The organism is Oceaniferula spumae (assembly GCF_042849255.1).
Taxonomy (GTDB): domain Bacteria; phylum Verrucomicrobiota; class Verrucomicrobiia; order Verrucomicrobiales; family Akkermansiaceae; genus Oceaniferula; species Oceaniferula spumae.
The window spans coordinates 2,210,355-2,236,569 of sequence record NZ_AP026866.1 but is presented as its reverse complement, the minus strand read 5'-3'; the positions used below and the strand labels follow the sequence as shown (position 1 = coordinate 2,236,569).

General features: G+C 52.7%; 23 protein-coding genes. 6 read left to right on the top strand and 17 right to left on the bottom strand.

Going from position 1 to position 26,215, the window contains the following annotated elements; translation table 11 throughout:
• Window positions 1–38 precede the first annotated feature (38 nt).
• Window positions 39–1,805: a peroxidase family protein gene (locus tag ACSPJT_RS09290; RefSeq protein ID WP_435896102.1), complete on the bottom strand. Its 1,767-nt coding sequence runs from the start codon at window positions 1,803–1,805 to the stop codon at window positions 39–41.
• A 240-nt stretch (window positions 1,806–2,045) separates the two neighbouring features.
• Here ACSPJT_RS09290 and ACSPJT_RS09285 point away from each other — a divergent pair, with 240 nt between their 5' ends.
• Window positions 2,046–2,771 carry a response regulator transcription factor gene (locus ACSPJT_RS09285; protein WP_435896101.1) on the top strand — a complete coding sequence of 242 codons (726 nt, stop codon included), beginning with the start codon at window positions 2,046–2,048 and terminating at the stop codon, window positions 2,769–2,771.
• An 8-nt stretch (window positions 2,772–2,779) separates the two neighbouring features.
• Window positions 2,780–4,303 (top strand): sensor histidine kinase, encoded by a 1,524-nt coding sequence (locus tag ACSPJT_RS09280; protein ID WP_435896100.1) that lies wholly within the window; start codon window positions 2,780–2,782, stop codon window positions 4,301–4,303.
• A 125-nt stretch (window positions 4,304–4,428) separates the two neighbouring features.
• Here the strand turns inward: ACSPJT_RS09280 and ACSPJT_RS09275 are convergent, their stop codons facing one another.
• Both ACSPJT_RS09275 and ACSPJT_RS09270 read right to left on the bottom strand, forming a co-directional pair.
• Complete coding sequence (locus ACSPJT_RS09275; protein WP_435896099.1) at window positions 4,429–5,127, bottom strand: PEP-CTERM sorting domain-containing protein; 699 nt, start codon at window positions 5,125–5,127, stop codon at window positions 4,429–4,431.
• Between the two features lie 111 nt (window positions 5,128–5,238).
• Complete coding sequence (locus ACSPJT_RS09270; protein ID WP_435896098.1) at window positions 5,239–7,647, bottom strand: hypothetical protein; 2,409 nt, start codon at window positions 7,645–7,647, stop codon at window positions 5,239–5,241.
• Between the two features lie 207 nt (window positions 7,648–7,854).
• Between ACSPJT_RS09270 and ACSPJT_RS09265 the strand changes: the two genes are divergently transcribed.
• A complete protein-coding gene (locus tag ACSPJT_RS09265; protein ID WP_435896097.1) occupies window positions 7,855–8,415 on the top strand; it encodes an RNA polymerase sigma factor in 561 nt (186 codons plus the stop codon).
• Window positions 8,412–10,001, top strand: coding sequence for a LamG-like jellyroll fold domain-containing protein (locus tag ACSPJT_RS09260; RefSeq protein ID WP_435896096.1), 1,590 nt, complete (start codon window positions 8,412–8,414; stop codon window positions 9,999–10,001). Before ACSPJT_RS09265 ends, ACSPJT_RS09260 begins: the two co-directional genes overlap by 4 nt.
• Window positions 10,002–10,006: 5 nt before the next feature.
• Here ACSPJT_RS09260 and ACSPJT_RS09255 read toward each other — a convergent pair whose 3' ends face one another.
• Entirely contained in the window at window positions 10,007–11,266 is a 1,260-nt protein-coding gene (locus ACSPJT_RS09255; RefSeq protein ID WP_435896095.1) for an alpha/beta hydrolase family protein, read from the bottom strand.
• Window positions 11,267–11,390: 124 nt separating this feature from the next.
• Between ACSPJT_RS09255 and ACSPJT_RS09250 the strand changes: the two genes are divergently transcribed.
• Window positions 11,391–12,692 (top strand): DUF1552 domain-containing protein, encoded by a 1,302-nt coding sequence (locus ACSPJT_RS09250; RefSeq protein WP_435896094.1) that lies wholly within the window; start codon window positions 11,391–11,393, stop codon window positions 12,690–12,692.
• A gap of 28 nt (window positions 12,693–12,720) precedes the next feature.
• A complete protein-coding gene (locus ACSPJT_RS09245) occupies window positions 12,721–15,255 on the top strand; it encodes a DUF1592 domain-containing protein (protein WP_435896093.1) in 2,535 nt (844 codons plus the stop codon).
• On the opposite strand, the gene ACSPJT_RS09240 is transcribed toward ACSPJT_RS09245, so the two are convergent.
• The 13 genes from ACSPJT_RS09240 to ACSPJT_RS09180 form a co-directional block, all read right to left on the bottom strand.
• Complete coding sequence (locus ACSPJT_RS09240; RefSeq protein WP_435896092.1) at window positions 15,242–16,177, bottom strand: ADP-ribosylglycohydrolase family protein; 936 nt, start codon at window positions 16,175–16,177, stop codon at window positions 15,242–15,244. The two genes, ACSPJT_RS09245 and ACSPJT_RS09240, sit on opposite strands and share 14 nt — an antisense overlap.
• Window positions 16,174–17,148: an aminotransferase class I/II-fold pyridoxal phosphate-dependent enzyme gene (locus ACSPJT_RS09235; protein ID WP_435896091.1), complete on the bottom strand. Its 975-nt coding sequence runs from the start codon at window positions 17,146–17,148 to the stop codon at window positions 16,174–16,176. Before ACSPJT_RS09235 ends, ACSPJT_RS09240 begins: the two co-directional genes overlap by 4 nt.
• Entirely contained in the window at window positions 17,145–18,515 is a 1,371-nt protein-coding gene (locus ACSPJT_RS09230) for a radical SAM protein (RefSeq protein WP_435896090.1), read from the bottom strand. The genes ACSPJT_RS09235 and ACSPJT_RS09230 overlap by 4 nt, the downstream gene beginning before the upstream one ends.
• Before the next feature lie 41 nt (window positions 18,516–18,556).
• The gene (locus ACSPJT_RS09225; protein WP_435896089.1) at window positions 18,557–19,192 is read right to left on the bottom strand and encodes a DUF4291 domain-containing protein; all 636 of its coding nucleotides are present in this window, start codon (window positions 19,190–19,192) and stop codon (window positions 18,557–18,559) included.
• Window positions 19,173–19,688 (bottom strand): O-acetyl-ADP-ribose deacetylase, encoded by a 516-nt coding sequence (locus tag ACSPJT_RS09220; RefSeq protein ID WP_435896088.1) that lies wholly within the window; start codon window positions 19,686–19,688, stop codon window positions 19,173–19,175. Before ACSPJT_RS09220 ends, ACSPJT_RS09225 begins: the two co-directional genes overlap by 20 nt.
• A gap of 4 nt (window positions 19,689–19,692) precedes the next feature.
• Window positions 19,693–20,859 (bottom strand): hypothetical protein, encoded by a 1,167-nt coding sequence (locus tag ACSPJT_RS09215; RefSeq protein ID WP_435896087.1) that lies wholly within the window; start codon window positions 20,857–20,859, stop codon window positions 19,693–19,695.
• 30 nt (window positions 20,860–20,889) lie between these two features.
• Window positions 20,890–21,579: an NUDIX hydrolase gene (locus ACSPJT_RS09210; RefSeq protein WP_435896086.1), complete on the bottom strand. Its 690-nt coding sequence runs from the start codon at window positions 21,577–21,579 to the stop codon at window positions 20,890–20,892.
• Window positions 21,580–21,847: 268 nt separating this feature from the next.
• Window positions 21,848–22,378: a hypothetical protein gene (locus ACSPJT_RS09205; RefSeq protein WP_435896085.1), complete on the bottom strand. Its 531-nt coding sequence runs from the start codon at window positions 22,376–22,378 to the stop codon at window positions 21,848–21,850.
• A 15-nt stretch (window positions 22,379–22,393) separates the two neighbouring features.
• Window positions 22,394–22,771 (bottom strand): hypothetical protein, encoded by a 378-nt coding sequence (locus ACSPJT_RS09200; RefSeq protein ID WP_435896084.1) that lies wholly within the window; start codon window positions 22,769–22,771, stop codon window positions 22,394–22,396.
• 99 nt (window positions 22,772–22,870) lie between these two features.
• Window positions 22,871–23,455, bottom strand: a complete 585-nt coding sequence (locus ACSPJT_RS09195; RefSeq protein ID WP_435896083.1) for a hypothetical protein — start codon at window positions 23,453–23,455, stop codon at window positions 22,871–22,873.
• A 4-nt stretch (window positions 23,456–23,459) separates the two neighbouring features.
• Window positions 23,460–23,885: a hypothetical protein gene (locus tag ACSPJT_RS09190; RefSeq protein WP_435896082.1), complete on the bottom strand. Its 426-nt coding sequence runs from the start codon at window positions 23,883–23,885 to the stop codon at window positions 23,460–23,462.
• A gap of 5 nt (window positions 23,886–23,890) precedes the next feature.
• Window positions 23,891–25,624, bottom strand: coding sequence for a DUF3592 domain-containing protein (locus tag ACSPJT_RS09185; RefSeq protein WP_435896081.1), 1,734 nt, complete (start codon window positions 25,622–25,624; stop codon window positions 23,891–23,893).
• Window positions 25,625–25,651: 27 nt separating this feature from the next.
• Window positions 25,652–26,200: an RDD family protein gene (locus ACSPJT_RS09180; RefSeq protein ID WP_435896080.1), complete on the bottom strand. Its 549-nt coding sequence runs from the start codon at window positions 26,198–26,200 to the stop codon at window positions 25,652–25,654.
• Window positions 26,201–26,215: the final 15 nt, after the last annotated feature.

The window sequence follows — 26,215 nt, the reverse complement described above, 5'->3', positions numbered from 1 at the left end:
AGCCAGAGCCAAGACGGGGTTGTTTGTGTTATGGGAGATTACCTTCTCCGTTTTCTTTCTCTGCCACCTGAATCAGGTTTATTTCGATCCCGAAGTTCGGGAACCTCAGCCGCTCCGTCGACCAGAAAGACATTGTCACTGATTTCGTCTTCGATTTCCGTATTGCGACGGATGATCACGGCTAACGTTTGCTGCTCGATGAATTCGATCATTTCCGGTGTCATGGAGTGCTTGTAATAGAAGCGGTCGCCATCGCGGAGCCGGATGAATTGGTCTCGAAGGATCTTATGAAATACCGGACCGACCATGGCTTCTGGCACCGCAGGTTCGCAGAGTCCGGTTATCCAGAGATCGAGGTCTTCAGGAGTTTCATAAGCGTTTTCTAGTCGTTCAGCGGCATCGTGAGAAATGTCCTCGTAGCGGCGCACCGGTGGCATCTTGAGTTTTTCACGGGCATCGTTGTAGGAGACTAATCCGTGGTCACGTCCACGCTGAATGTTCAGCGATGCGAGATCCAGTCCACCGGAGCCGGGAGGTCCGAACAGGAAGTTTCGAAGCTCATCCACAATCATGTGATCGAGTTCTTGGCACTGCTGACTGGCGAGGCCTCGCAGGGTGGCAGCGATACCTTCTTCTTCCGTGGCGGCGGGATTGAAAAAGGCCCCCGCTAACGAGAGACTGCCGGCTTCGATTTCATTCCCGTCCGCATCAAGTCTGAGAAGATCGGGAGAAATCAAGGTATGCCCAACTCGGTAGGAAGCACCGCCGAACTCGTTGGAAATATCCGCCCGAACTTCTGGTTTGTATCCATCATAGGGAGGAATAGCTCGTGGTCCTAACAGGATAGGAAGAAATTCGCGGTAGGTGATCGCCTGCATCTCAGCGGCGACAATTTTCCGGGCAAATTGATAGACCTCTTCGTCAGTCGCATCAGGATTTTCTTCGGCGTATTTTCCAGCCCAGTGGTTATGCTCACGGACAAATAGTGTGTGCAGAGCGGTCAGTCCTACTTGTTCGTTGGCGCGGACATCACCTGCGAGGAAGTATTCCGCGCCATCGCCGGCGTTTTCAAATCCACCCAGGTTGTAGGGCAAGAGATCGCCATGGTCGGATGGCGTGGTGTTGAGTTTACCGCTGCCATCATTGCGTCTGAGTGCGGTTGCTCGGACATCGTCTGAGCCGTAGACCTGTGAGGCATCGATGTAGGCAGTGATCGCGTTGATCTGCTCACGAATCCCATCGACTTCCTCGTAGAGCGATCTGTTCAGAGGGATGTATGCCTCGCCTGTTCCTGCAGGGTCGAACCATGGATCGCCGGCTGGCACAGAGATGTTGAATTCTTCTGCAGGATCCACGGTGGGAGTCTCCACGATATCGTGGTCAAGGAATTGACCCCACTGCCAGAGGAAATCACTTGCGCCACGTTTGTTGAGAATGGATTCCGACTGGGCGGCTACCGCATTGCTGATTTCACGCGCGCTTGGGCGTTCAGCTCCTGCTGGTGAGTTTGCGCCGTCGGCATAGGCATTGCCAAACAGGCGGATCACCGGTTGATGGGCGGCACCCCAGAGAAGGTTCCTAAGGTTATTGCCACTGCCGTCGATGGTGCGAACTTCTTGGGTTCCTTTTTCCGGGTTGCGTGCCTCACGTTCTCTAACATTCTGTTCGGGTGCATCCGGTCTTTTCATGGAGCGAGGGATGATAGGTGGACGGCGGTGTTTTTCTTTGTCGGCAGCTTCCTCTTGTGCGCTTACTGTAGCAAGGCCAGAGAGAAGCAGCAGGATTGTAGTTTTTGTTTTCATCATCTTTGCTGGTTTGAGTTGGCCGTAGGACCGAAGACTTCGGTCTTTTTCTGGTCTGGCCTAAACATGGGGCTTCTTTGTTAAGCGATGATTTCAAATCCGCACGATATGGTTAAGATTGTGTTAATCAGAAGGATCGTGAAAGTAGGGCTTCTGTAAGTCTGCTCGACCGTGAATGTTAAGATTCTGTAAATAGAATGGCCGAATGACCATTGAAGCTGCTAAATTCTTTGCCTGTAAAAAATGAATCCTGACCAGCAACGCAAACTTCTCGTAGTGGATGATGACCGTAAACTTTGCGCGCTCATTCGAGATTATCTAACGCCCCTAGGTTATGATGTGTCGATGGAGCACTCCGGGGTAGCCGGACTGAAAGCGGCACAAGCCGGTGACTATGATGTCGTCATGTTAGATGTGATGATGCCAGAGATGGACGGCTTCGAAGTGCTCAAGGAACTACGGAAAACATCCAATATCCCTGTGTTAATGTTAACTGCAATGGGTGAGGAAGCCGATCGCATTGTCGGTTTGGAACTCGGGGCGGATGATTATTTACCCAAAACATTTTCCACTCGCGAACTTCTTGCTCGGCTGCGGGCTGTGATGCGCAGGTCCACCGCGACCAATAACCAGGTCGTCGAAAAAGAAATCGATTATGCGGTCAATGGTCTCCGTCTCAATGAAGGTATTCACTCAGTTATGTTAGATGGCGAGCCCCTGAATCTCACTGCACTTGAATTTGCAATCCTCGCAGCATTGATGCGTTCACGTGGCCGGGTGAAAACCCGCGAGCAGCTGCTGGATGATGTCTCGGAAAGGAAGTTCGATGTCTTTGACCGCTCCATCGATGTCCACATGTCCGCCCTGCGCAAGAAGTTGGGAGATAATGCCGCCAACCCACGATTCATTCGCACGATCCGCGGTGTGGGCTACCAGTTAATTTTTTCTGAGGGAGAACACGATCAATGAAGCGGAGCATGCCATTGTATGTGCGCATCATGCTGTTCCTGTTTTTGAACCTAGCTGTGGCAGTGCTGCTACTGAGTTGGGTGCTAAAGACATATTACGGAATCGGTAAGGAGGATATTATTGCCAATACCGTGGAGGCACGCATGAGTGGGATGACGCAGCTGCTGATACCCGCATTGAATGGTGCGGAGAAATCCGAGTGGGAAAGTATTTTGGAGCAAACCGGTCGATCCAACGGAGTCGAACTGGCGATCTATCGTCCGGATGGATCAAAACGTCATGCCGGAAGCGAGAGGGCTTTGCCTCAGGAAATTACAGTATTTTTAGAACAAAAATTTCCACGTCCTGATCGCAGGTCGGGCCGTGAACCTCGAGGGGGCGATGGTCCGCCACCTAACCGACCATTTGATCCGCTGATGGATGATGGTCCCGAGGGGCGTCCAGGCCCTCCGCCTAGACGGCCCGAAGGTAACCGGCCAAGACGCCACCCTGTCAAAGAAGGCATGGCAGAGGTCGAGATGATCGGGAAATACGGATCTCCCAAACAAGACATCGCAGTGGTGCATTTCTGGATCAAAGCTCGGGAAAATGAACCCAATGATCTAATGTTAATTGTCTGGAAACTTGATGGGGCAAGTCCCTTGTTTTTTTCGTGGAAGCCTTTGTTTTATTGTTTTCTAGGTCTGTTAGTAATCACCGCGATTCTGTGGGTGCCCTTTGTTACCCGTCTCACAAGGAGGTTGGGAATTTTGACTCAAGGTGCCGAATCGATTTCGGAGGGGAACTTTGAAATCGATGTGGCCAGTGACCGGAGTGATGAACTCGGAAGATTAAGCCGATCCATTCAGCGCATGGCGATACGACTGGACGATTACGTCGCGGGCCAGAAACGTTTCCTCGGAGATATAGCACACGAACTTTGTTCTCCCCTGGTAAGAATTCGCATGGGGATGGGGGTATTAGAGCACCAGCTCGAAAAAGAGGAACTCTCAAAACTAGCCAATATTAATGAGGAGGTGGAGGAACTATCGCAATTAGTGAACGAGTTGTTAGATTTCTCCAAAGCCTCAATGAAGCAGGACACCTTGGAACTCGAAAGCGTCGATCTGAGGCAATTATGCGAGTTGGTAGTATCACGCGAGGGCGTAGGCGCTGATGTCAGCATCGATGTGCCCGAGGAATTGGTTCTCAAGAGTAGACACGATCTGCTCCGCCGCGCCATCGGAAACCTAGTGCGCAATGCTGTGCGCTATGCCGGTAAGGAAGGCGATATCCAAGTCAGAGCCGCGACTCTGGGCGACAGCGTGTCGATCACGGTGGAGGATAAGGGGCCTGGCTTACCTGAGTCCTGGCTGGAAAAGGTATTCGAACCCTTTTCCAGGCCTGACGAAGCACGGGCGCGTGAGGCCGGTGGCAGCGGGCTGGGCATGGCGATTGCCAAGACGTGCATCACCAGCCTCGGCGGAGAAATTCATTGTGAGAACAGAAAATCCGGCGGCCTGCGCGTGGTGATCCGGTTGCCACATGAGTAAACTGGGGTGATTGGCCATTTCCAGTTTCGGTTCGATGCGGCGAGCCTTGAAGCATTTCGTGGGCACAAAAAAACCGACCTCCAGTGAGTGGAGGTCAGTTTGTGAGAATGATGCAAGTGGTTTAGTTATTTGCGACGTCGCAGGACCATTGCGAGTCCACCGAGGCCGAGGAGGGCTGTAGTGCTTGGCTCTGGGACAGCTTCTACGTTTGCAAAAATAGCGTAGGCATCTGCAGCGGACGCTGTGTCGATCACGATACCTTGAATTTCGGTTCCAGCCGTGACGCCGAGATCGGTAAGGTCGAAACCAAAGCCGGCTACGGGTCGACCAGTGAGGGGGGTGCCACTGTTGTTGAGAACCCCAGTGCCTCCGGATATATCAGACCCGAAGTCAGCTGGCGTGAATGTCAGTCCTGAACTCAATGTGCCATTGGCCAAAACGGCATAAATGGTTCCGCTGTCATTTCCTCCGTCTTCAAAGAAGAAAAAGTCCAAACCGGCATCGTTGTCCGTGACATTCGATGCAAAGCTCAGTGAATAATCTCCAAAGGTAAAGCTCACAGAGCCCGCAACGCCTGTGAGAACGCTGTTGTCGTCCAACTCGCTGTGAGTGGAGTTGCCAGGGAAGGAGGGGCTGCCTGGATTAAATGCTCCGGCTCCGTATGCACGGACGATACCCGAAGTAACGTCAACTGTGCCAGCTGCCGTCGTGACCTGAGCCACATTCGATAAGCTATCTACAGATGTCACAGCGGTGAGAGCGGCCTGCGACACGGATGTCAGACAGCCGACTAAAACAGTCGAATAGAGGGATGTTTTTTTCATAGTTTGTGATGTTAGGTGGCGCGATTTTTCATCCTGCTTTGGTTCGTGAGGACGGGTCTGCTTTCCAGAGTGTCCTCAGGAGTAGAAGTAACACAAAAAAAATGTGATTTTTTAGCGGTAGATCAGCTGAGCGGTGACGGTGGCGTCCTGATCGGAGACAAAACGGATCCAGTAGGCTTGGAAGGCTTGGGGAAATTCGTGACCGATGAGGTGGTTTGTTTCGAGTTCAAAGGTCTTGTAGTCCACCCAATGGCCGGTGCCGGTGATGTCGATCTGGGCGGTGACTTTTGAGTTTTTGTTGGAGCGGAGTTGCAGCGTTTTTTTGTCGTATCCAGTCATCAGGTAAGGATCGGATGCTTGTCCGGATTTGACGCTGGTGCCGAACCATGGGCCGCCTTTACCGCGGGGTTTGCCGAGTTTCCAGATGTCATCGATGGTTCCTGCCCAGAGGGCGGTTTTGCCGTCGTCTGAGGTGATGATGTGTTTGTTGTCGGTTTTCTCCGTCGAGATGCCGGAGATGATGAGCAGTCCGCGGTAGGAGCAGAAGTCGTGCACGTTTCGGTTGTGAGTGCTGATGGCGCGGAGTTTGGAGATGCCTCCGGCGTTGCGTGCAGGGAGCTCATAGAAGGTGCCGTTGGCATTGAGTAGGTCGCGCTCGGTGGCGACTTCGCGGGCGATGCGGGAGGATCCGAGCGGGTGTTTCTCATCGATCTCGCCCTTGGGAAGACGCCAGCGTTTTCCCTGTTCATCGGTGTAGATGACGGATGCCTGATCGATGCCCAGAGCGGCGGTGGGGATCTTGGTGTGGGCCTTGGTGAAGCTGTGCGTCTTGGGGTCGTCGGTTAGTTTCAAGGTGAGATCGGCGCCCATTTCGTAGTAGCCGATGTCTTTGCCGTTTTGATCGACGGCGGCAAATGAGAGGCTGCGTTTGTTGCCGTCACGTGCGCGGACGAGGCCGCCTGTTAGGGGTTTTCCTTGTTCGGCCAGGCCGTTGAAAATGGCATCGGCTTCGGCGGTGCGGGTGTCGTTATTCCGGTAGGTGAATTCGGCGGTGGCATTGGGGAGATCTTTGTCGCTGGTAATGCGAACCCATACGCCTGTTTCCTGGGGCGAGATTTCGGTGAAGACAGGTTTGTTAGGTTCTGCCTGAATGTCTCTGAGCTTGGACCATGTGCCGTCGCCTTTTTTGTCAACTTCGAGGGTGAAGGTGACTGTTTCCTTTGCGTCGTGGGTGAGGTGGAGACCGCGTTGATCGTAGCCGCTGAAGAGGTAGGGATCTGATGGGGTGTTGGCGTTTACAGCTTCTTTTTCCCAGACTGAACCTCTGCCGATGAGTGGTCCGAAGTGATCTAACTGATCTGGATTTACGAACCAGAGATTGGACTGTGACTGAGGGGCGGCGATTTCGCCTTTGGCTTTGCGTTTGTTCAGGAACTCGGCTTTGGCGGTGTCGTCACAGCCGAAAACGATCTGATCGTTCCAGCGGCAGAAATCGCCGATAACTTTGAGGTAGTTGCTGCGAGGGGCGATACCTGCTGAGGTGTTAGCGGTGAAGGTTTTTGGGAATTTCCAGAAGGTTCCGTGCATGGTCATGAGGTAGTCGCCCTCGCCGATCTCGCGGATGCGTGGCCACTCGGTGTTCCAGCCGTGGGCGCCATCGTAGGAGTGTGAACCTTTGGGCAGGCGGAAAAACGACCAGCCTGTCTGGGCATCGCGAACGCCCATGATGAGGGATTTGTAGTCCCAGCCGACAGCCCAGATGGCATCGGTGGCAGGGTTGGAATTACCATGGATCCCTCCAGGTCCAGTGACCTCGGTGAACTGATTGCGGCGGACGATTTTCCAAGCATCGGACTTGCCATCCCACTCGGCGAGAACACCAGAGGGGATTTCGGGTCGGGTCTTAGCAGCGGTGCCGTGTTCGCCATTGTTAGCATACACGTAAACTCCTTGGCCAGAGTAGAAGCCCTTGCCGTGGTAGCCGGGGAGATTGGCTTTGCGTGGGCTTTTTTTCGTTTGTTCATCGCCCCAGAGTTCGGTGGATTTGAGGGTTTTGACATCCACTTCGTAAATGCCTTCCTCCATGGTGGCGAAGAGAATTTTTTCGGCTGGGTTCGTGAGATGGCGTGCGAGTCCGGTGTGACGGCCAAACATTTGAGAATAAGGAATGGCGCGGACATTGCGTTTGGCATCGATCGCATAAGGTCCGATGAATAGTTGGTTCGATTCCTTGTGGATCATCCGGTTGGCGGGGGTGCCGCCGATGGATTCGGGCCTGATGGTCAGTTTGAGATCGGGCGTGATCTCGTAGAGTTTGTCTGAAGATCCCTTGGGCTTGTGCGGTGCGTATGTGATAACCCAAAGCCGATCAGCCCATGGCACAACCGCGCCGGTGCCGCACTCGTTCTCATCATTAAACATGGTGAGGTGGGGATAAATGCCGGAGAGCTGCTTGGGGGCAGCTGTGGCGGTGATGATGAAACTGGAAACAGCGAGGGCGAGACAGGATGTTAGGCGCATAGAGATGATTGGTTGGTGAAATGGATATGGGTAAACTTTTTGTGAGTTGCGTGTGTAAATCTGAATGTCTTACCTGCCCAGGGCTACCACATGTTTCTGAAAACTTTTCGGTGAATATCATCATTTCGATGACTGAATTCCTGAAAAGTAGCCGATTTTTGTATAACTTGTGTTACTTCTGCGGTTTGGTTACATCTCATAATGTCGATGAAGAGCTCCGAACAAGATCTGGATGCCATCAAGCGAAGCCAGTCAGGTGATCTGAATGCGTTTGGTGAGCTGGTGCGTGCCAACGAAGGTTGGCTTCGTGGCTGGCTGCGCTCTCAGTTGAGCGACTGGACCGCGGCCGATGATCTGGCACAGGATACCTTTGTCACCGCCTTTCAGAAAATACGTGATTTCCAAGGCGAGGGTAGCTTTGAGGCGTGGTTGAGAACAATTGGCCACAACCATTTTCGAAACTACATCCGGAAAAAACGCGAGAATTACATCGGTGGAGATTTAGAACTTCAGGCACTTTTGACAACAGATGATACCGATGACTCGAACCATGGCAATGCCTCCCTCGAAGCTCTGCGCGATTGTCTTGCTCTGGTGAAAGCACCCGCTCGCAAGCTGCTCAATGATCGTTACACCGATGGGAAAACTTTACGTGAGATTGCCCAGGAAACAGGCGCCAACTATTCAGCCCTGACGATGAAAGTCCACCGGCTGCGACAGTCACTGGCGGAATGCATCGAAGCGAAGTTAGAAAAATCAGCGACATGAATGAAGAAAAACGAGTGCTCGAATTGATGGCGATCTTTCAAGACGGCGATGCGACCGAGAGCCAGATCGCCGAACTGAAAGACTTGCTCAAGGAGGATGAAGCGCTGCTGGCATTGGCCCGCAAACAAGCTTCGCTTCATGCCCAGCTGAGCATTGTTCTGGAGAACGAGTTTGCAGCCGAGCGCCGGAGGATGAAGTTCATTTCCGCCGTGAAGGAATCTGACACCGACCAATTTGTCCAAGGTGTCAAAGCGCGGTTGACCCGCCGCCGTTGGTTCTCGCGTATGGCAGCTGTCGCAGCTGCTTTACTGATCGGATTTGGTGCGGCCATTTACTTCTCTAACCAAGTCCAACCAGATGCAATCATGGCCACCGTTGACCGGGTGGAAGGTGTTCAATGGCATGGTGATTTACTACAGCAGGGCGAGCAACTTGCCGTCGGCCAGTCAGTGAAAATTGACAAAGGTTTGTTAGAAATGGATCTTGATGGCAGGGGCCGCCTCATTGTCGAAGGGCCGGCGCACATCGATTTTCCTGAGTCAGGAAAGGCGGTGCTTCATCAAGGTCGCATCGTCATGCGCGCGACGGAAAAAGGCCACGGCTATCGTGTGGAAACCCCACAAGGAAGTATCGTTGATCTGGGCACGGAGTTCGGAGTATCTGTCGGTCAGGATGGCATCGTGGAAACCCACGTGATCGAGGGCTCCGTTGAAGCGATTCCTACACGTGGGAAATCGGTCACCCTGCTGCAGAATAAAGCGATGCGATTAGCCTCCGACGGTGGCCATGCCATCGATGCAGACGCAGGGAAGTTTTACACTCAAATGCCACCCGAGCATCAGGAGACAGTAAAGTCCATCCACTGGAGTTTTAACGAAACCTCAGGCAATGTCGCCCGCGCAACTGGCGAACTGGCAGATGCTGGCGATGTGCAGCCGGACATGGTGTTTTACGCAGATGGCGAAGGTAAGGCCCCGGAGAGGGTGAAAGGAATGTTAGGCGGTGCGCTGAGTTTCGACGGTGTCGGAGCTTACGCAGAAAGCGGCTATCGGGGCATCGAGGGAGGGAAGCCGCGCAGTGTTTGTTTCTGGCTCAAGGTGCCTGAGGATTTTGTGCTGACTCAGGGATTCGGCATTGTCTCCTGGGGTCGTCTCAAGCATTGGGGCGAAGTCTGGCAAGTCTCGGTAAACCCGCTTGCTGATCACGGACCGATCGGTCGGCTGCGTCTTGGCTCGCACGGTGGCCAAGTGGTGGGCTCGACAGATTTACGCGATGGAAAGTGGCATCACATCGGCGTGGTCATGTATGGCGGCTCCCAACCCAACGTCGGCACCCATGTGATCCTCTATGTCGACGGCGTGCAGGAACGTGTCTCACGCAGAGCCTTGCAAGAGGTGCGCACAGAAATTGAACAAGCGGAACACGGCGTCTGGCTGGGGAGAAACACATCATTCAAGAAACACCAAGAACGTAACGCGCAAGGTAAATTCTTCCGTGGCGGACTTGATGAACTCTACATCTTCGATGCCGCACTGAGCCAAGCCGAGCTCCTGCAAATCATGGAAAGCGGCTCGCCTGATCGGTAGACCCGCTATTTGGAAGGCGATGTTGTTAGGTTTGCTTCCTGATAGTCGGAGCTAACAGTGAGTTTGTCACTATGAACATTGATGAACCAAGCCGTGCTGCCTTTCGGAAGCTCTGCCTGGGCAATCCATTTTCCGTCTTTTTTCTCCAAAGATGCAGAGCTTTCGATCCATTCACGGTTACCGGTGATGCCTGTGTCGGTAGTGGATATCAGAGTGGCAGTCTGCAGCGGTTTTGATGACTCAAAGGTGGCGCTGAAGGTTCGGCCATCACGCTTGACCGAGGTCTGTCGGCACCATGCCTTGCCATCGCGCACGATGCTATCGGCAAAGGCATAGCTGTCCGGTTTTTTCCATGGCGGCCCGTGACCGTGGCCCATTTTTGGAATCAAGCTGACCATGTAAGGCCCTTTGACCGCGCCGTAATTCATCGCGAATTTGTCCATGGGAAAGTGCTTATCACCAGGCCAAGAAAACCACAGGGTGGGCATCGTCGCCCTGTTGAGGCGGAGCATGGGATCCCAGACTTGTTTGTATGTCGGATTGTTTCCAAGGGCCCTGCCGTATTGATTCTCAACCGTAGCAAGGTTGCCGCAACCGTAGGTGGGGATGGCAAAGGCAAAGCGCTGATCGATGCCAATCACCGTGCTGGTGATCACACCACCCCAAGAAATTCCCATCAGTCCCACTTTGCTGCCATCCACCTCAGGGAGCGATCGCAGCAAGGAGTTGGCGAGAATGGTATCGGCTACAGCGTGATACATCCACTGCTCTTTCAGTGGCACGTTAGAGTCTCCATAGATGCCTTGGCGCGTCGGGCCTGGCCACTTGTGTCGCTGCCAGTATGCACCTTCCTTGCGCTCGCCTTTTGGCCTGCGGTCGATCTGGCCTTCCACTGCAATGCTGATCGCGGCGTAGCCTTTGTCATTCCACATTTGGACCCAATTCTTGAACGCCGTGCCACCGCCACCATGCACCAGCACAATCCCCGGCACCTTGCCCTCGGTCTTGGCTGGCAAGCCTAACCACGCAAATACCTTGGTAGGTTTACCTTTCCAATCCAGAGCATCAAAGTAGATAGCGCGCAGTTGTGGGGTAGAATCAAAACCCTCCGCCGCCTGCATCTTCGGCACCGCCGTGAGTTGGTCTAACTGCTCAATCTGCTTACGATCAGCTGCCAGTGATGTTTCATCTGCTATCAATGGAGCAGCACCGGAGATGACACAGAGTGCGAGAGTGGTGAGGGTTTTTAGACGGGACAACTTCATAGTCTTCATTAAATAGGACATCGCCCCATCTGAACATCTTTTAGGTCGAATTCGATAATGACAGTATTTTACCTGACTTTTGCAAGTAGTTCGCGTTAAGTCACGTAGTTGTTTTACCGTAGCCATGTCATTTCATACCAACACCACCTCCCGCCGCTCATTTCTTCGACTAGGGGGCTCTGTTTTGGCACTGCCCTTTCTGGAAACCTTCGCTGGTGCAAAAGCATCTCAGGCAGCCCCGGCCAAGCGCATGATCTTTCTCGGCGGCGGCTTCGGATTTACCAAAGATACATTCTATCCGAAAAAAGCCGGTAGGTTCGCCGAAATCGGCATGACCGAGGGACTGGCACCGCTCGCTCGGCATAAAAATGACATCACCATGGTGAGCAATCTCACCAATCACGGCGCGACCGATCCACACGGCGGCAGTGTGTCCTACCTCACAGGGGCCAACGTAGCCGGCACACCAGGCAAGCGCTTTCACAACTCCATTTCCTGCGATCAACTTGCCGCCGAACACCTCGGCAAAGATACCCGCTATTCCTCTCTGATTCTTTCTGCGGATGAACCCGATGGTGGCCAGAACTCCGGTCACGGTGCCGGCCTCTCGCTGGCATGGGATGCGTCCGGAAAACCCATGCCGGGCATCAATCGCCCCCTCGACCTTTACCGCCAGCTGTTCGCAAACCCAGGCGACTCACGAACCGAGCTGAATGATCGGCTGAAGAAAAAACAAAGCATTCTCGATCTCGTCCGCATCAATGGCGGCAATATGAAACGCACCCTGAGCAAAAGCGATCAGGAGAAACTCGATGAGTATTTCACCGGTGTGAGACAGGTGGAAAAAGGTCTCGAGCGCCAGGCGAAATGGGCCGACATCCCCAAGCCAAAAGCTCCCTTTGACGCTCCGTTAGAAGGTCTGACCGGGGAAAAAGCGATCCACCTGATGTATGATATGATCATCGTCGCCCTGCAGACTGGCATGACCAACGTCGTCAGCTACCGCCAGCCGGTTTGCTCGCTGCTAGTCGGCATGGGTATCAAGCTGAAAGCGCACTCACTCAGCCACTACGGATTTTCCGAGCCACGGATTGTAGCCTCCCGAGAACGAGACAAAAAATGCTCCGCGCTATTTGCCCACTTCATCGATCGGCTTAAGGAAGCCAAGGACTCCGATGGCAGCCGCCTGTTCGATAACTGCATCGTCAGCTACGGCTCGAACCTGCGCAGTGGCCATGAACTCAAGAATGTTCCCGCCATCATTACCGGTGGGGGTGCCAAGGATATCAAACATGGACGCCACGTCGTGCTGCCGGAAAAAGACACACCTCTCGCAAACTACTGGCTCACCCTCATGCAGCAGGCGGGGGTTAAGAGCGATCGGTTCAGCCACAGCACGGGTATTGTTCCTGAGTTGTTAGGGTAGGAGAGAACAGCCTGAGCTTTTCACGAAGATGAAATGGTATCTCTCCATCGCCGCCGTCGCTTTGCCAGCCGTGATCGCCGCCACCGCATGGCAGGCCGAAGCTGAGCCGGCGGACACCGCGAAAAAGGTGGTCCCCGAGAGCACCATCGTCCCCAGGGAGAAAATCGAACCGTTTCTGACGGAATATTGCATCAAGTGCCACGGCCCCGACAAACAGAAGGGCCAGCTCCGTTTTGACCAGATCAACTGGGCGATCAGCGACAACGATACCGCCCAACGCTGGCAAGATGTGTTAGATCAGCTCAATGGAGGCGACATGCCACCGTGGGACGAAGAGCAGCCACCTAACAAGGAAATGGCGGATATCCTCGAGGCACTAACAGGTTCCGTAGTCACCGCTCGCAAACGACTCACCGACCACGGCGGCGAGATCAAGATGCGCCGACTCAACAAGCGCGAATACTCGAACACCATTCACGACCTCTTTGGTTTCCATATCGATCTCAACGAAATTCCCAGCGACGGTGAAATTGTCACCTATGACACCGTAGGAGCAGAGCAATTTTTCACCTCGGCCCATTTTGAAGAATACTTGGAGCTAGGTCGGAAAATCTCCACCACCGCATTCAGTACGAACACCCGGCCATACCTGAAAGCAAAGACAAAGCGAATCCAGCCAGAGGATGATATTCATCCCAAGAAACGTGCCGAACTCGCCAAGCGTGAGCGGCAGAAAGCCATGATCAAAGCCGGTAAGTCATGGAAGGAAGCAGGCTTCAAAGACGAGGGCGAAAAGGAAATCCTCTTCAGGCAGTGGGACGGTCGCGTCGAGCTGCCACGCAATTATTTTAAATACCCGAAAGTCGACACGGGAGTTTACATCTCTAACGTCGCCAAGTGGGCATCGATCAACCAGCACACAGACATCCGTGGAGAATACATCGCCAAGGTCCATGGCGGCGTGATCGGCAAGCCGCACGAGCTAAGGCGGATCCTGCGCCTCTGGGATGGTCGGCGCATTCACGGCACACTCAAGATGGCGGGCACTCTGGACCAGCCATCCACGGTTTCCTTGCGCATCCGTCAGCCGATGGGTCAGCGTTTACTTTCCGTGCGAGTCAACGAGAACCAACCGGATATCACCAGACTATCAAGGCGCTATCTCAAGCAGCTGGGAGTCGAGGGGGATCAGACCGATCCGAGTGCCGCCATTTGGATCGATTGGTTAGAGCTCGAAGGCCCCTTCTATCCTAATGACCGTCCACAGCTGGAACATATCCTCTACCCAGGCAAATCTACCGGCGGACCGAGCAAGTACGTCAACAATGACAAAAATGCCCGCGAGTTCATCGAGAAATTCACCACCGTCGCATTCCGCAGGAACAAACCAACGGCAGATTTCCTCGATGGCCTACACAAAAACTTCCAAGAGAACCGAGCCGCCGGAATGAAATACAATGAAGCCATGGCAGAAGTCATGGCAATCGTGCTCGCTTCCCCCGGATTCCTTTTCATCCAGGAAGCGATGCCTGCCCAGAAGAAACCACACGGAAATCTCAGCCCTCGCGAACTCGCCATCCGCCTTTCCTATTTCCTCTGGAGCAGCCCCCCGGATGACGAGCTATATGCTGCCGATCTAACAAATCAAAAGGTTTACACCCAACAAGTTGACCGCCTACTTGCACATGCCAAGGCAAAAGCATTCCGTGACGGCTTCATCAGCCAGTGGGCGGAGTTCGATCGCTACGATGCCATCACCGTCGACCGCAAAGAACACTTCCACTTCAACGAAGGCGTGCAGCAGGACGCCAAACGCGAAGTGCTGGAATTCTTCGGCACGCTGATCGAAGAAAATTTACCCGTTAGAAATCTCATCGACTCCGACTTTGCAGTCCTCAATGGCGCACTCGCCACCCACTACGGCATCCCCGGCGTCGATCCGAAAGACGACGCTTTCCAGAAAGTCCCACTGCCACCCAACTCACCGCGCGGTGGTTTCCTCACTTTGGCCGCATTCCTCACCACCGGATCAAACGGTGAACGGTCGTCGCCCGTCATCCGTGGCGCATTGGTGTTAGAAAAAATCCTCCACGACAAACCGGCCCCACCGCCGCCAAATGTGCCTGAGCTCGATGCCGCCTCGAAAAAACCTCTCAGCAACCGCCAGATGGTCCTGCTGCACCAGAAGCGCGCCACCTGCGCCTCCTGCCATGTGAAAATGGACGCCATCGGATTCGGCCTGGAAAATTTCGACCCCGTAGGACGTTGGCGCGATACCGAAAAGGTTGGCAAAAAACAGGTGCCCATCCACCCTGGCGGAGTCCTACCCGGTGGCCAGAAATTCGCCACCGTCAACGACCTCAAAAAAGTTCTCCTCACCAAACAAGACCATCTCGCCGAAGAACTCACCGAGTCCGTGCTGGCCTACGCCCTTGGCCGCACCATCGAGTTCTCCGATGCCGACGACGTCGAAGCCATCGTCCACCGCCTCAAGAAAAACAACTACCGCACCCGCGACCTCATCCGCGAAGTCGCGCTGAGTCCCTTGTTCAAGAGGAAATAGATTCTTCTGCTGCCAGATAAAGTCGATCTGCCAAACGGGTGATCTTTTTCCTCCACGCCAGCTTTTTAAGCCAGTGCTTGGGGATGCCTTTCTTGCCATAAAATGCTCCTGCGATCTGGCCGTAGACGGCGCCCGTGGTATCGGCATCGTCGCCAAGGTTGACGGCCTTGAGTGCCCCTTCTTCAAAACTTTCCGTGTGAAGAAACGCCCATAGAGCCGCCTCCAAACTTTTCACCACGTATCCTGTGCCACGAATATCTAAAGCGTCTTTATCTCGATAATCCTGATTGGCGATGGCGGTGATGCTGGCTGGGCAAGATGTTGCATGTTCCATGAAATCTGAGCCAACCGACAGTGCTTCGTCTTTATCGTCAGCAGTCAGGGCACGGCGTATCAGGTAACCAAGTAACTGGCATGCGCCGAGACATTCCGCCGCTCCATGGGTAGTGACTGAACTGAGACGACACATGTTGAGCAGATCTTCAGTGGTGGCATTGGCATAGAAAAGAGGTACTGGCGCGAGCCGCATGATCGATCCATTTCCGGCACTCATCGGGTCTGTGGCCCCCGAGTGAGGGTCGTCCGTTCTGGCATAATTTTCTAGCGCACTGCGGACTGTATTACCTATATCAAAACACTCACCTGTCACCGAGTTCTCACCATGCCTCCACCAAAAGGTGTACCGATTAAGTTGGTCGGCAAGTTGCATTTCCCTGTGCGTGAGCAAGCTTTCAGCCAGAGAAAGCGCCATCGATGTATCATCCGTCCACTCCCCAGCTTTCAGAGAAAATGGCCCTCCGCCAACGATGTCCGTCAGCGGCTTGAAGCTGCCTCGTGGCTGAAACTCCACGGTAGTGCCCAAGGCATCGCCACAGGCTAAGCCAAGCAGGGCTCCTTGGTAGCGGGTTTGTTTTTCGATCATTGTCTGTTAGGAATGTTAAATAAGCAGGTGGCAATGGACAGGTTCGGGTTGCAAGAGCCAAAAACTGAAGCGGGGATGAGTAAGGCGTTATATGAATTTAAAACATCCGTGAAATTGACATTGATGAAGGAGAAGTAGCCCAGCGTTGGGACGTTGAAACTGGGGTGAAAATTTTTGATGCTGGAGCTCAACGAATTCCACTCATCACTGAATGCTCTTTGCTGGAGTCGTGGCATATCTGCACTTGATGTAAGGGCATGGTGGGCTGAATTGCATTCTACTTGCTGAGGTGCCTCAATTAATCGTAGGCAAGTGTCGTAATCGGTTTCCGGAGTGAGCAAGACACCAAAAATTCCGCGTTCCAACCAGGCCTTCGAGAGAGAATGAGTGATAAAGCATTGCCCGGTTTCGTAAAGCTTCTGTGAAATAGGATCAATATGAAGTGCGTAAGAGTAAACGGTGTCCAGGATGATTCTTCTACCATCCGATTGGGATAACCAGTTTACGATTTCTTTGCCTTCTTCTTCTGATAGCGATCGGCCCAGCGGACTGATTGGATTTGTTAGTAGCACAACGGAATGGGGCGATGTGGACTCAAGGAATGAGAAGTCCGGAGATGGTAGTGTGCAAAACGAACGCGGGTTGAGATGATGAGAATTGGCACACTCCCAGTAAAAGGGGTAGACGTCTTCAGGTAGCCATAGATCTGACCCTTGTTGCGAAATGATTTCAAAAAGACCGTTGAGCGATGAACGCACCCCTCGGGTGGGAATGGCTAAACTTCGGTAATGCTCAGCGTGTAATGATGAGAGCAAGAGATCGGTAGTTTCTTGTGCGCAGTGGACAGTGGAGCACTCCCTGTTATCCTTTAAATAGCTCATCGCCTTGAACGGATTCATGCAATCGAGACGCAACGGAGAACATTCTGCGAGGATTTTTTCTCGTGCGAATTTGTATTCTTGAAAATTCATGGCAGGTGGATGTGGCTATTTAAATCTTCTAAAGATGCCAGCAAAGTGCCGTCGCTCATCAAGTTCCAGCTCCTTGCCACTCCGTTAGTCCTTTCCCAATACACACTGGGTTCTGTATAAGCAGCAATCTGCATCTGACGTCCATGCCATGTGCCCTGGAAAATGGGAGCACCCCATGGGAGTGTGTTGGTTTGTTTCCAATGGTGTTTACTTACAAAGTCGTGCACTACTCGTAATGAAACTTGGTTCAATGCGCTGTAGTCGTTTGCTTCGAGTTCGCTGAAGGCTGATTCGTTAGATGTCGAGACATAGAGCTCCTTGAAATTCACTTGAATGACTCCAAGACGTGAAGACCAAGTGAGGTAATCTTCGATGTCTTCAACGGACGACACACCTTCTTTTTGGAGCACGCAAATAAATCTGATGGTGAGATGCTCAAACGTCGAAGCATTCGCTAAGTATGTTTCTGTGACTGTTTCTGAATTTGTCAAACATCCCATGATGGAGCGGTTTTGCTCAGGGTTTTGGTGATGCCTTGAAATTGCTAAAATAGAAAGTCCAGCGTCATCCCAATTCCGCAGAGTTTCCAGTCTGGCTATTGGATTTTGCTTTGCGAGGGAGATGGCATTGGTGATTAAGACTGTTTTAGAAAAATTGTCTGAGCATTGTCGGATGAGCTTGAGGAGTTGGTTTTTCTCAAGAAGCGTTGGCTCTCCTCCTCCAGTGATGACGGCTCGCTGCACCCCAGCATTCTTACCTGCTGAAATGGCTGCTGTGATATGCGACCAGTCATCGATTTTCCCTTTGAATTCGGATGATACGGAGGCTTTGGAAAAACAGAATTTGCACGAGGCCTGGCACGCCATTGCAATCGGTAAAATAGAGATGGTTCGTGGTTCGAGTTCGCTCCATGGCAAAAGATATGGCTCGATGACTTGAAATGAATCTGCCATCACATCTTCGACACGTTTTGGAATTAATTCAAATTTGTCATCACTCTGCTTTTCTTCAATGTAGTGTAGTGCATCCAGTTCAATGAAATCTTGCGCCAGATATTGAGCAACTCCAGAGGGGTGATCATTCCGTAGCGACGTATCGCTGGCGTGAGTGGTGAGAACAATCAGTCGGTCTCCGGGAAGATTCAGTTTTTGTAAAAGCTTCCGCGCTTTTCGAATGCCAATGCTGAGTTCCTCTTTTTTCAGTAGGAAAAATTGGTTGGGATACGAACTCTCCGGTATGTGTTCCTTGGTATATTGTTTCTTATACTTGTCATAGCCACGCGCAAAGTTTGATAACACGGTGACGTGATACCAGCTGGGCAAGCCTGCGTTTTTGACATGAATGTTTCTGAGGGCACTGTTTTTCATGTTAATAGGAAAGGGTATGGTCAATTTTGGTTATTCGCCTGTTAGTGCTGAAACTTATTTTGTTCATTTTCTGTTCCCAACTGTGGACGGTAAGGTTGTTCTAACGGAGTAGTGAGTGGTTTATTCACCTGCATATTTACCCGTTGCTCTGCGACAAATTTACTGATGTCTTCGATCTGAAGGATTTCGTCACGCCCATATCGTGAGAGCATTTTGCCTCGGAGGCCTAATTGAATAGCTCGACGTGCTACGCAGGAGCCATCAGGGGCATGATCAGGATCCCATTGTAAACGAACATCTGAATGTGCTACAGCAGCTTGCCATTCCTCGCGCGAAGCATACTCAGAAATCTGATAGGTTGAAGAAATGGCTTTGGATAAAATTTCGTCGAAAAAACTCCGTTTCAAAGTAATGGCTAGTATTATTTCTTGTCCTTCCTTAGTGCCCCAGCCAGAACGATACATCATCCACAGAAAGTTGGGCTTAATCCAGCTCATGCGATTGTAGCAGAAGTCTCCCCCAAAGTAGTTATGGCGCGATGCGTAATTACCTATTTCATGACGATAGGCTTGGTATACCACGATAGTTTCATCGTCATAATGTGCCATTATGTGTTGGCCCGACTTTGGCCATTCGCTGAGCTGTTCGAGATATGATTTAGTTGAGAGGGTTTTCATTGGTCTTGAGTAGTTGCTGATAGATGTCAAAGTCCTCTTTCTCGAAGCAGCAGAAAGTGATCTCTGGGGCTTCGGTGTGAGTGTTTTGAAAGTTAGTGCAGGTTGCGACCGCAATTTCGGCGGCACGTTGTTTGGGGAAGCGGTAGACTCCTGTGGAGATGCAGGGGAAGGCGATGCTTTTGATGTGATGTTCCAGGCAGAGTTGCAGAGATGTTAGGTAGCAGGACTCCAGTTTTTCCTCTTCCGTGTTGTGTCCACCGTGCCAGATGGGGCCGACGGTATGGATGATGTGTTTGGCAGGGAGTTGGTAGCCCTTGGTGATTTTTGACTGTCCGGCGCGACAACCGCCGAGGGTTTCACATTCGGTGAGTAAGTTGGGCCCTGCGGCTCGGTGAATCGCTCCATCCACGCCACCTCCACCCAGGAGGCGGGAGTTCGCGGCGTTGACGATGGCGTCCACTTCGAGGGTAGTGATGTCTGCGAAGATCGTTTTCATGATGTTAGATTGCTTCGTGCAGGTGCAGCGGGTGTTGGGCATTACCGTCCAGGCGGATGGTTTTGTCTGGGTTGTGTTCCTTGGCAACAAGTACTGCGGTGAGGTCGGTGCCGAGGGTTTTGAGATGGTTCCATTCTTCCTGCTGGAGATGGAGCAGCTCTTCCTGATGGGCTTTTTCGTTGGCCTGGAGTTCTTTTTTGAACGCGAGGTCCTGCTGGTGTTGTTTTTTGGTTTGGTCGAGCAGGTGTTGCTGGGTGCGTTCTTCCTCCTGACGTTGTTCGGCGGCGCGTTCGTGTTCGCGTGTTTGTTTCAGATCGGTGAGTTCTTGCTGTTGGTGCTCGATCTCGGTTTCCAGCACGAGGCGGGTTCTGGTTTCGATGGCGTTGTCGTGCATCGCTTGGAGTTTGTCGGTGGCGGCGTAGCCCCGGTAAACCACCTTGCTGATGCGGTAGCCGATCCGTTCAGCGCCTTTGGTTAGAGCTTGGTAGGTTTCCAGCTTGTTGAGCTGGCTGGCGCGGGTTTTGAAGGCTTCGAAATCGAACTTACCGGCAAACTTGATGACGTCCGCGGTGAGGGCGTTGATGAAGTCAGCGATCGGATCGTGGGTTTCCTGAAGCATCTTCTCGATGTCGATCAGTTCGAAGAAAACCATGAGCTTGGCGGTTATGAGCGCCTCGTCTGCGGTGCGGACTCCATCGACATCAAAATACATCTGGTCAGGGATGACGCGGAGTTTTTCAAACTGCAGGGCGCGGGGAACTTTCCTGCCCTTGCCATTGTCGCCGTGCCAGCGGAACTGGTGCAGGTTTTCGGTAGGGGTGGGAATGTAGATCGCTGGGCCGTGGAGGATGCGGTGGGTGACTTCGCCATCGGCCTCGTTGTAGATGACGATGGCTTCGTGGGCGTCCAGGGCGGTGGCTTTGCGCGGCGTAATGTTCTGATGCAGCAGGGGATCAAACCACTGGGCGCAGGGGCCGGCGCGGTGCTCGGTGTGGCCATCGCAGAAGTTGATCACGAGGTATTCGCTCTCATTCGCGGTGACTTGGTGGATCGGCTTGATTTTTGCAAAAGGTGCAAAGAGGGTGACTGGGCCGGTGATGATGTCGCGGGTGCCGTTGCGGTTCCAGCGGATGACGGCTTGGCCGTCTGGGATGGTTTTTGGAATGATCATTGGATTAGTGGGTTTGAATTTTATTAAATGTTAGAGTTCGAAATTGATACCTTGTTTGATGAGTTGCTGGTATCGGGATCGATCAAAGCGGTGAAGTCGCGCTGCTCGCCGAGCGACGTCTTTTTCGACTTCGTCTGTTTCTGTTAGAATGTCTAGTTTGGCGACTTTCTTGCGGAAGTTACGTTTATCCAACGTGGTTTCGAGGATGATTTCGTAAAGGTGCTGAAGCTGGGTGAGGGTGAACTTTTCCGGCAGAAGTTCGAAACCGATGGGCTGGTAGCGGACTTTTCCCCGCAGACGTTCGCGAGCGAGTTCGAGGATGTCCGCGTGGTCAAATGCGAGGGTGGGCAGGTCATCGAGGGCAAACCATGCGGCATTGGCGGCATCGGTGGCAGCGGTCGGTGGGTGCTCGATGAGATTGACCAAGGCGTAGTAGGCTACTGTGACAACGTGCTCGCGGGGGTCACGTTTCGGATTTCCGAAGGTAGCGAGCTGTTCGAGGAAAATGTTTTTCAGTCCGGTTTCTTCTTCAAGCTCACGGCGGGCGCAGACATCGATGTCCTCGCCGACATGAATGAAACCACCGGGTAGCGCCCACTTGTTTTTGAAAGGAGCGATGGCGCGCTGGATGAGCAGGACTTTGAGGTCGTTCTCATCAAGGCCGAAGACAACGCAGTCGGTAGTCAGGGCGGGTCTTGCGTATTCATAGGTGAAGCTCATGGTTGTTATGTAAGTGTCAAAAATACACTTTGCAAGAGAAGAGGTGTAATTTATACACTAAGATTGTTTTTGTGGGGAGTGGCAACTTTGTGAAGGGGCGGCACCAATGAAGATCTTGGGCCTAGACAGCTATCACTTGGCGTGGCTGAGGGAGTCGTTACACACTAAGATGATAGCGAAGATCTCTCCTCGGTGTCGTATCCACATTGGGAAAATGGGGAGCTAGCCATTCGTTGTTAATGCAACGTGGAAAATCGTAGGCAAACGTTCAAGGTTGCTTTTTCTTCTGTTTTTCAAGCCACTCGATGTCGCCGGTGGACTCGAAAAGTTTGGTCGCGCCTTCAATCGTGAAACCTTTGGGGGGAAGGTGGAATTTTCCTTCTTTGGCGACGTCTTTGACCACTCTCTTACGGAAAGCGGCTAATTTTTTCTCCTTCTCGGCCTCGTTCAATTTTGGATCGTCGCGGATATCCTTCTCTTCCTCCGCTCTATTCTTGGCTCGGTCAAGCATCGCACCGAATTTCACTGCGTCGTAAGCGATCGAATCGAAAAGTTCCCAGACCATCGCAGAGCCAGTGCTGCCGTATTCGGTTTGGAGATCGGGACTGACCACTGAGCAGGCAGTGAGGCCGGTGGTTTCCACGCCGCCCATCCGCACCCAGGTGTCGCGCCACATTTTTAATGAGGGCCAATCCAGTGGAAATTTTTCAGTACGGTAGGGAATCTCGATCTTCAAGGGGATGAAGTTATCGGTGATTTTCTTCTGCACATTTTTATCGGAAAGAGCGACCGCTCTCATGACTCGGCCGCCCGGTCAACACGGGGCTGCCGCTGGTCCGACATCTCTCTTGAGAAATATGTATGTTAAGATCGGCTTCTGCTCCTTCTTCGCTCTGGCTGCCGCTTTCTTGGCGTCGGTTTCCCAAGGGATTTTTTCCCAGGCGAAATCACCTGCATTTTCTTTTTTGATCAGATCCGCGAGAATTGCTTCCGCTTTCTGCTGGTCCCATACGGGGCGATCTTTGTCGGCGAGCGCACCCATTATTTTCAACAAGAACTCTCCTCCGGCGTTTTTGTTCTCAGGTTTTTTCTCTTCGGCGATCGAACGGGTGGGAGACAATGCCAGCAAACCGAGCATGCTGAGAAACGTGCATAAACGCCAAAGGCTCAGTAGTCTGTGCTGCAATCTCATAGGGTAGATATAACTAGTGAATAACGCTTCGTCAAATAAGTTGCTGTTTCCGCATGTCTTTGTAGGAACGTTTGATCCTATGGCCGAAAAGCGTAAAACTCACTGCATGTGGCAACGTGTTATGGAATCATAACATTCTAACAAAATATCGCGGATGTTTCCCCGATGTTGTTTCCACCAGCGGGGGAAGTTGGGTGCAAGTGACGGATATTCCTCAGGTGCGAGCTTTCGGACGCAGCGGTGGAGGATTTCGATGTCGGGGTTTAGATGACAAAGAATGGGGAGTGAGCCCTTTTTGTGACGTGTGACTAACAGGCCGGCGGCGTTTTGGCTGAGTTGATGAACCTTGCGGCGTTCCTTCCAGCTGAGGTGTCCCTCGCCGTCGAGGAGGATGGTTTTTCCATGGCAGTCTTCAATGGCATGCCACTGATCAGGGGTCAGTGTGCGTGTGTCTCGATTGAGGAAGAGTCGGGTGACAGGTTGGTTCTGAACTCCGAGATGTGTGGCCCAAGAATCCAACAAGGTGGACTTTCCAGCTCCGTGACGACCGGTGATGGCGGCGCGGCGGTGCAGTTTCTCCCAGCGGCTGGTGAGTTCGCTCATCGATGAACCGATCCACTCAGACCGGAAGCGGAGCAGGCGCTCTGCTCGGTCGGTGGCGAAGGGATTGTCTCGGGCGGTCACCTTGTTAGTTGTTGCTGGTGACTGAGAATCCCTTCTTCTTGAGGCGAGCTGTGACCGAGTTTTCCACGGGTGTGAGGGTGATTGGTCGACCATTCGGAGTGAGGTTGAACTCGAAACGTTCGGAAGCATCCTCGGAGGGGAGTAACACCGCTTCCAGTGCCCAGCTCAAAGAAATCAGGGTGCCGGAGAAACTGTAGGGTTCTTCGGGTAGGACTAGTGAGAAATCGGCACTGCCCTCGGACATCGGCCAGATGAGTTCGCGGATGACTTCGATGTCCTGTGTGCCACGACCGCTGGTGAACCAGAACAGGCGTAGGGCAACCTGTCGATTGCCGTCCACCTGCTGCCAAGTGACCTTGCCGGAAATAGTATCGCCGGGGGTGAACTCGGTGTTTTGGTAGTCAACCTCGATGGTGATGGGGGTGGGCATGATCGTTAGTTGTTAGGTGTGACGTCGAGCGGGTGGACTTCGATCTCGTAGCGATCGTTGATATCGGGCCAGAAGGAAATTTTTCCATGAACCAGAATCGACCACTTGATCTTGTTGTTGGAACTTTTCCAGCTGGGCATGATCGGGGTGGTGATTTCTGATAGATCGATGGTGGCAGAGCCACGTTTCATTTTTCGTGGGTCTTGAGTTTCGATCAGAGCCTGCTCGTGGAAGGTTTCAGTGGCAGTCTTGGTATCGGTGCCACGCTGGTATTTAGCTTCCTCTTCGCCGATTAGGTAGACGGCGAAGTGGTTGATACGGTTCGCGCCACTGAGTAGTTTCCAGCTGACGGTCGCCTCTTTATCAAAAGGAATGGCGGAAGGTTTCAGGGTGATGGTAGGCGCGGGGCCGAAGAGTGCAAAAAACTGATAGACGCTGAAAAGAAGCGCGCAAAGGCCGATGAGCACAAATGGGATGATGAAGATGGTGAGGAACCACTCAGGATCATCGCGCAACCAGGAACCTGCTGCGATGGCGACAAAAATAGAGGTGATGCCATTCCAGAATACAGCGAAGATGAAAACCCCGATGAAGGATTTGATTCGATTGCCACGCGGTGCGAAATCGACGGACGCCTTGGTGGGCTTGTGGCTTCCGTGGTAGATGTCTTTTTTGTCGGCACTGTGCCGTAGCTGGCTGGTTCTTCGGCCGAGAGGGTTATCGTATTTAGATGTCTTGTTAGATTTATTGCGTTTGCGGAGCATCCACCAGAGGCCTCCTACGCCGATGGCGATGAAGGGGAGGGGGAAGAGAGCAAAGAGTGCCCACCATCCGAGATCGCGTTCTAACAATGCCTGCCAAGGTTTATCGGGATTCACATAGCAGACGATCTCTTTTCCTGGCGGATGGTTTTTGACTTTCTCCTGCTTGCTGGATCGACCGCTGGAACTTCCGGACATCAGGCCGGTGGTGTTCGACTTGTATTCTCTGCCATCGAACTCGTAGCGGTAGAAAATATCGACACTGTAGGTGGTGCCATCGTCACTATCGTGGGATCTTACAGCACTCCAGACGACTTTGGCGGGTGTTTCCTCCCAGCCCTTGGCATCGAAGTATTTCATTGCCTGCGGGATGATGAGAAAGAAGAGGAGTCCGAGGCCTGCCAGACCGAAGACCGAGAAAAAAGGGATCAAGATCGCTGCGGGCGCTTCGTCGGTTTTGGTTTTTTTCGAGGAGAGGGCAGCCGACTCCTGTTTTTTCTCCCGGCGTCCCACCACGATCAGGCCTATACCAATCGCGACAAACAAGCCGCCCATGAGCGCGAAGATCAAGCCACCCCAGATGTCCTCGCCTCCCACGAATAGGGCTGATTCAGTGGGTGCCTTGGGATTGACGTAACAGCTTTTAAATTCACCGGCACGGTATTGCTCGAGGAGTTCGGCGAGGTCTTCGTAATCGTCCTCACCTTTTTTGCTGGGCCAGACGGTGCTGCCGCTGTGGGTGACTCCTTCCCATTCATAGGTATAGCTGGTTTTTGGTTGGAAAGGGGGATCGCCGCTTCGTTTGTCGGTGATGGTAAAGCTGTGGACCATGCATTCGACCTCAGGCCACTGGGAGCGGGTGAAACCATCGTAGCAGGTTTTCAGGCCGATGATCAGAAAGATGGAACTGAACAGAGTCCAGAAAATGGCAAAGCCGTATAGGCCGCAGCCGCCGGAGGATTTTTTTGCTTTCGCCATGCTTGTGGAGGCTGTGGCCGGGAGGTGTTATTTTTTGATGACGATGGAATGGGCCATCATGTCGTGGAGACATTGCTTTTCGGCTCCGAAAATGAACAAGACATCGATCAGGGCAAAAAACTGGCCCACGAACGGCACCTGATAGAGTAAACTGGTCACAATATAACGAATACCCAGCACGCGACCTGCGGGCAGTAGTTGCTGGGAATCTTGATCAACAATTTGAATGCCCAAGGCTTTTTTGCCAATGCTCTGACCGGAATTGACGAGGAGGTAGCCTTGGATCAGAAGATAAATGGCCATGCCCAGAACAGCGGTCACCACATTACCGATGAGAGTGTCCGTGCTGAGCTGCATGTTTGTCACAAAGCTTCCGGTATCCTCCAGGCCGGGAACCAGACCGAAAGCGAAGATCACCATCAATAAGGGAACGAAGAGGACAGATACAATAATGCTATCGATAATGGATGCGCCAAGTCGTGCCCAGCGTGATGCCAGCACAGTGGGAAGCTGGACGCCAGGGGTAGGAGCCAGCTCTGGCGATGCTTGTGGTGCTGTGTAGGGGTTTTCAGCCATGATGATGAGTGGTTG